General features: G+C 58.6%; 5 protein-coding genes. 3 read left to right on the plus strand and 2 right to left on the minus strand.

Annotated features, from left to right (window positions below; translation table 11 throughout):
- Positions 1-89 precede the first annotated feature (89 nt).
- The 3 genes from KDL09_RS09130 (at position 90) to KDL09_RS09140 (ending at position 4,554) form a co-directional block, all read left to right on the plus strand.
- Entirely contained in the window at positions 90-2,474 is a 2,385-nt protein-coding gene (locus KDL09_RS09130; protein ID WP_294384104.1) for a carboxy terminal-processing peptidase, read from the plus strand.
- A 142-nt stretch (positions 2,475-2,616) separates the two neighbouring features.
- On the plus strand, positions 2,617-3,093 hold the full coding sequence (locus KDL09_RS09135) for a MogA/MoaB family molybdenum cofactor biosynthesis protein (protein WP_294384105.1): 477 nt from the start codon (positions 2,617-2,619) through the stop codon (positions 3,091-3,093).
- A 96-nt stretch (positions 3,094-3,189) separates the two neighbouring features.
- Positions 3,190-4,554, plus strand: coding sequence for a Gfo/Idh/MocA family oxidoreductase (locus KDL09_RS09140; protein WP_294384106.1), 1,365 nt, complete (start codon positions 3,190-3,192; stop codon positions 4,552-4,554).
- Between the two features lie 60 nt (positions 4,555-4,614).
- Here KDL09_RS09140 and KDL09_RS09145 read toward each other — a convergent pair whose 3' ends face one another.
- Entirely contained in the window at positions 4,615-6,021 is a 1,407-nt protein-coding gene (locus KDL09_RS09145; protein WP_294384107.1) for a DUF1501 domain-containing protein, read from the minus strand.
- On the minus strand, positions 6,021-6,289 hold a 269-nt coding region (locus KDL09_RS09150), incomplete at its 5' end, for a DUF1501 domain-containing protein (protein WP_294384108.1). The genes KDL09_RS09145 and KDL09_RS09150, both read right to left, overlap by 1 nt.

A 6,289-nucleotide genomic window follows, 5' to 3' on the forward strand; every position in this document is an offset into this window, starting at 1 on the left:
GGAAAGCGTTGGACATTTCAACCCAGAAAAGGCAAAATCTGAACGCAAAACGCGCCGCGAGGTTCGTTATAGATTCGGACGTTCCCCCCATGACTCGCTATCTACCCACCCCCGTCGCGACTGCGGCTGCCGCCCTCGCACTTCTCATTCCCTCGGCCAAAGCTGAGACCAATTTCGGACAGGTGGCCATGCATGTGGCCTACATGCTGCAAAATCACCACTACTCGAAGCAGGACTTCGACGACAAGGTGTCCGGCGAGATGCTGCACAACTATCTGAACATGCTCGACTTCAAGCACATCTTCTTCACCGAGCAGGATGTTGCGGGTTTCAAAGACAAGTATCAGACCACACTAGATGACCATGTGCTGATGCGGAACATCAGCCCAGCCATTGAGATCTATGACATCTACAAGGAGCGGGTGAAGGAACGCGTGGACTTCCTCAAGAAGGCGCTTGAAAACAACAAGTTCACCTTTGATTCGAATCGCACCATCCAGATCAAGCGCGACAAGGCGCCATGGCCGAAAGACAAGGCCGAACAAGACAAGCTCTGGCTCGACATCATTGAGGACAATCTCCTTGCTGAACGCCTCGCGGACGAAGTTCGTGAACGTGACGAGAAAAAGAAGGCGGAAAAAGCGGCTGCCAAAAAATCGGACAGTGCCGATGCAAAGACCGAGCCCAAGGAAAAATCGGCGGTGGCTGGCAAAGTCGTTCCCGAGGCTCCCTCTGCGGATGGCCAGAAGATCGCTGCTAAAACGGAGATCAAAAAAGACGAAAAGGATCTCACTCCGAAGGAGCGTGTGCTCAAGGATTACGAGCGCCTGCTTGAGAGCATTGACGAAAACGATTCCAAGGACGTTGTGAACTTCTTCCTCTCCAGCCTCGCCACGGCCTATGACCCGCACACCGAGTACATGAGCACCGACGAGAGCGACAATTTCAAGATCCACATGCAGCACAAGCTCGTTGGCATCGGTGCCCTCCTTGGACAGAAGGACGACGGCGCGGAAATTCAGGGCATCGTTGTTGGTGGTCCGGCCGACAAGCAGGGTGAACTCAAGCTGAATGACCGTATTATCGCTGTCGCTCAGGGCGACGAGGAGTTCGTCGATGTGAAGTACCTCAAGCTCCAGAAGATCGTGGACATGATCCGTGGCGAAAAAGACACCACCGTGCGCATCAAGATTGTTCCGGCTGACGACCCCTCAGGGAACAAGATCATCGCCATCGTCCGTGACGAAGTTCCGCTAAAGGAGAAACTGGCCAATGCCGAACTTCTTGTGACTCCGCCTGATCTTGGCAAGACGCTCAAAGTCGGCTGGATCAACCTTTCCAATTTTTATGCCGACATGGAGAACGGCACCGTCAGCACCAGCGTTGATGTTGAGAGGCTGCTTCGCCGCCTGATGAAGGAAAAGATCGACGGCCTTGTGCTCGACCTCCGTGACAACGGTGGTGGATCCCTCGACGAAGCGATCAAGCTCACGGGCCTTTTTGTTCCTGCGGGACCTGTGGTGCAGGCCAAAGACTGGCGCGGCAGCATTTCCTGGCGCGACTGTGAAAACGAAAAGCCCGTCTATGACGGCCCTATGATCGTGTTGACCAATAAGGCAAGCGCCTCGGCTTCCGAAATTCTGGCAGCCGCTCTCCAGGACTACCGCCGTGCGCTGATCGTCGGTGACAAATCCAGCTTCGGCAAAGGCACCGTGCAGACGATCCTTCCCGTCGAGCGTTACATGCCATTCTTCAGCGACAAGAAGGGGGCCGGAGATCTCAAGGTTACCATTCAGAAATTCTACCGTATCGCCGGAGGATCCACTCAGCTCAAAGGAGTTGAGGCGGACATCCCGCTGCCCTCCATTCGTGACGTGCTGGACATCGGCGAATCTTCCGCCGAGAACCCGTTGCCATACGATACGATTCCTCCTCGCAAATACCCGCTCTTCCGCAAGGACCCGTTCCCCATCGACGAGATCAATGCACGCGTGAAAAGCCGAATCGCCGCCAACCCGGAGTTTCAATACATCGTGGATGAGTCAAAACGCTTGAAGGAAAAAATCGACCGCAACACCGTCACGCTCAATTTGCAGGAGCGCGAGAAGGAGCGCCTCGACACCGAAGCCCGTCGGGACAAACAAAACGAGGAACGTGAGAAACGCACCAAGGCGGTGGCGGAGCGCATCAAGGATGACGGTTTCAAAACCTATCATCTGACCTTGGACAATGTGGACAAGCCCGAGTTGGTGCCCGAATCCTCCTTCACCAAGGAAATGAATTCCGGCATGCGCACGGCCTCCAAGGACGACGACAGCGGCAACGACGAATCCAAGTTCCCCTATGGCGTCGAACCAGTGAAGTTGGAGACCATCCACATCCTGCGCGACCTTCTCGAACTCGACCACAAGCCCACTACGGCGGCCAAGAGCGAGGACAAGACGCAGGTGGGTGCCAAGCCTCAGGCGCAATAATCAGCAGTCCGGGTTCCTTCAGCTTTTCTGAAACCGAGTTGGACGAGTTGTCTTCCGCATCCGCCGAAGCATCGTATTTGGAAGTCGAAGGCCTGAGTCGTCTGATTTTTGAGTTTGTCCGTTCATCCATCATCCCGCACTTATGCAAGTAGGCATCATCACCGTCTCCGACCGTGCCAGTCAGGGCGTCTATGACGATCTGGGTGGTCCGGCTTTGAAACAAGCCGCAGAAGGCTATGGCTGGACCGTGGCGGCCGAAGCGATCGTGCCGGACGATTTGAGCCGCATTCAGGAGGCGGTTCGTTCCTTTTCAGCTCAGGGATGCGGACTGGTCCTTACCACTGGCGGAACAGGCATTGCCGAGCGTGATGTCACCCCTGAGGCCATCCGTGGAATCATGCGGGTCGAAATTCCGGGGTTTGGTGAGCTCATGCGCATGAAGTCTCTGGAGCTCACGCCCAATGCGGTCCTGTCCCGCTGTCTCGCGGCTGTGGTGGAGCGCAGTCTGGTCATCGCGCTGCCCGGCAAGCCGCAGGGGGCCGTCGACTGCCTCGGCTTTGTTCTCGGGGCCATCCCGCACTCGGTGAAGCTTGCCCAGCGTGTGCCGACGAGCTGTTGAAGGCCGTTCGTCGGCGAGTTGGAAGGGGAAATGATTTGCGGCTGGACTTGTCGGCTGGCTTTCGTTTAAAACGGCATTCATCCACCAACCTCCGCCATGAAACGCATCCCCGTCTCGTCCCGTCGTCAGTTCATCGGCCGCACGGCCGCCGCCATCGGTTTCCCCACCATCATTCCGGCCAGCGTGCTGGGACAGAACGCGCCTTCGAACAAGATCACCATGGCCGTTTTCGGGTGGGGCATGATGGGGCCAAGCAACACAGGCAAATTCCTCCAAGAGTCCGACTGCCAGATCGTCGCCGCCTGCGACATCGACAAAAAACATCTCGAAGCCGCGCTGAACACCATCAACGGCGCTTACAAGAACAAGGACTGCAAACCTTACCACGACTACCGCGAGGTGATGGCGCGCAAGGACATCGATACTGTCATGATCGCCCTGCCGGACAACTGGCATGCGCTGGTTTCCACCGAAGCCGCTAAGAACGGCAAGGACATCTATGGCGAGAAGCCGCTCGCCCGCACCATCGCCGAGCAGCAGGCCATCGTGAAGTCCGTGCAGAAGCACGGGCGCATCTGGCAGACCGGTTCCTGGCAGCGCAGCGAAGACAATTTCCGCATTGGCGCGGAGATCGTCCGCAACGGTCTCATCGGAAAGCTCAAGGAGGTGCACGTTGGCCTGCCGAGCGGACACAACGATTTCGCCAAGACCGGCGACAAGCGCAGCGTGACGCCACCACCGCCGGAACTTGATTACGAGATGTGGATCGGCCCGGCGACGATGCAGGACTACATCGAGTGCCGCGTGCACAAAAACTGGCGCTGGGATTACAACATCGGCGGCGGCCAGCTTCTCGACTGGATCGGCCATCATTGCGATATCGCTCACTGGGGCATGGACATGGACAGCAGCGGTCCGAATGAGGTTAATCCCATTCAGGTGGACATGCCGCCACGCGCGGACATCTGGAATACGGCCACGAAGTATCGCGCCGAAGCCAAATATGCAGGCGATATCACCATGATCATCGCCGGTGGTCACGAGGACATCAAAATGGGTACCAAGTGGATCGGCACCGACGGCTGGGTCTATGTGAATCGCGGCGGCACCTACGACTGCTCCAATCCGGAGCTCAAACAGATCATCAAGAAGCGCGAAGGCGACAAGGTCGTCGAAGCCGCCAGGGCGCCGAAGCTCGGCGACGACATCATCAAGACGCGCCTCTACGCCACCCCCGGCCATCACCGGAACTTCCTCGACTGCGTGAAGAGCCGTCAGCCAACGGTCACACCGGTCGAGACCGCTCACCGCAGCGCCAGCCCCGGCCATCTCGCCCTCATCTCCTTCCTCACAAACCGTTCCATCAAGTGGGATCCGGCCAAGGAAGAGATCATTGGCGATGCCGACGCTTCGAAGCTCCTCAGCCGCGAGTATCGTGGCCCGTGGAAGCTCGAAGCGTGATCAATCGTTACCGACTTACTTCAAAGGGCTGCCGCGAGGCAGCCCTTTGTCATTAATTGGCTACGCGATCACATCGTGCAGCACATTGCCATGCACGTCCGTGAGCCTCAAATCGCGGCCGCTGAAGCGATACGTGAGCTGTTCGTGATCGATTCCCATCAGATGCAACACCGTGGCCCACATGTCATAGACCGTGCTGACGTTCTCGATCGCGTGATAGCCGAAGTCGTCCGTGGCGCCGTAGATGTGGCCGGGTTTGATACCGCCGCCTGCCATCCAGATGGTAAACCCGTAGGGATTGTGATCGCGTCCGTCGCTGCCTTGCGCGAAGGGCGTGCGGCCAAATTCACCGGCCCACACGACGAGCGTGCTGTCGAGCAGGCCGCGTGATTTGAGGTCTTTGACGAGCGCGGCGATGGGTTGATCGACCTGATGCGCCATGTTGGCGTGGCCCTTTTTGATCTGGCCATGCTGGTCCCACGGATTCGGTCCTTGGCCGCCGCCAAGTGTTTGCGGCAGACAGCTCAGTTCGACAAAGCGCACACCGCGCTCGACGAGGCGACGCGCGAGCAGGCATTGCCGGGCGTAGGCCGTGCGCGGCGAGTCGGGGCCGTCCATGCCGTAGAGTTTCTTGGTCGCTTCGGTCTCTCCTGAGATGTCGCAAAGCTCCGGCACGGCGGACTGCATGCGCCAGGCCAGTTCGTAATTCGAGATCGCGGCTTCGACGTGGATGTCGTTCTGCGAGGCTCGTGCGAATCGGCGGTCCATCGAACCGATGAAATCAAGCTGCCGTCGCTGGCGGTCGCGCGGTTGCTGCGACTGAATATTGGCCACCGCCTCGGCTTCATCCGCGATCACGATGCTGGCCTGATGCTGCGCGGGCAGGAAACCGTTGCTGAACAAACCTACGCCGCCGTGTGGAGCCACCGCGCCACCGCTTTGCAGCACGATGTAGCCGGGCAGATCGCGCGATTCGGTGCCGAGGCCGTAGCTCGTCCATGCGCCTGCGCTCGGATAGCCGAGAAACGGGAAACCCGAGTGCATGAAGATATTGCCCTGCGCATGCTCGCTGAATTTCGCCGTCATGCTGCGGATCTGGCAGATTTCATCCGCGATGGTCGCCATGTGGGGGAACAGCTCGCTCACTGGCATGCCGCACTGACCGTGGCGATGAAACGCCCAGTGCGAGGGCTGGACGGTGCCGTTGTTGTTGAACTGCGTCTTCTTCACCTCGCCGGGCATTGGCTTGCCCGCGTATTTTTCCAGCAGCGGCTTCGGATCGAACGAGTCGATGTGCGACACGCCGCCGCTCATGTAGCAAAAGATCACGCTGCGCGCCTTCGGTGTGAAACGTTTCGCCCGATGCACCACGTGCGTCTCCGCCTGCATCAATCCCGCCAGCGCCGCCATCCCAAAGCCTGTGGAGGCGTTGGCGAGCATCTGGCGGCGTGAAACGAGTGAATTCATCAGGCGATGATGTCGCGTAGCACGTTTCCATGCACGTCGGTGAGGCGCAAATCGCGTCCGCTGAAGCGATAGGTGAGCTGTTCGTGGTCGATGCCCATGAGATGCAGCACGGTGGCCCACATGTCATAGACGCTGCAGACGTTCTCGGTGGCGTTGTAGCCGAATTCGTCAGTGGAACCGTAAACGTGGCCGCCTTTGACGCCGCCACCGGCCATCCAGACGGTAAAGCCGTAGGGATTGTGATCGCGGCCGTTCGTGCCCTGCGCGA

This window comes from Prosthecobacter sp., assembly GCF_020439865.1.
Lineage (GTDB): Bacteria > Verrucomicrobiota > Verrucomicrobiia > Verrucomicrobiales > Verrucomicrobiaceae > Prosthecobacter.

Excerpts from the sequence above, each read along its gene's own strand:
- KDL09_RS09135 (WP_294384105.1), top strand. The coding sequence starts at position 2,617 with ATGCAAGTAGGCATCATCACCGTCTCCGACCGTGCCAGTCAGGGCGTC.
- KDL09_RS09140 (WP_294384106.1), top strand. The coding sequence starts at position 3,190 with ATGAAACGCATCCCCGTCTCGTCCCGTCGTCAGTTCATCGGCCGCACG.
- KDL09_RS09130 (WP_294384104.1), top strand. The coding sequence starts at position 90 with ATGACTCGCTATCTACCCACCCCCGTCGCGACTGCGGCTGCCGCCCTC.
- KDL09_RS09145 (WP_294384107.1), bottom strand. The coding sequence starts at position 6,021 with ATGAATTCACTCGTTTCACGCCGCCAGATGCTCGCCAACGCCTCCACA.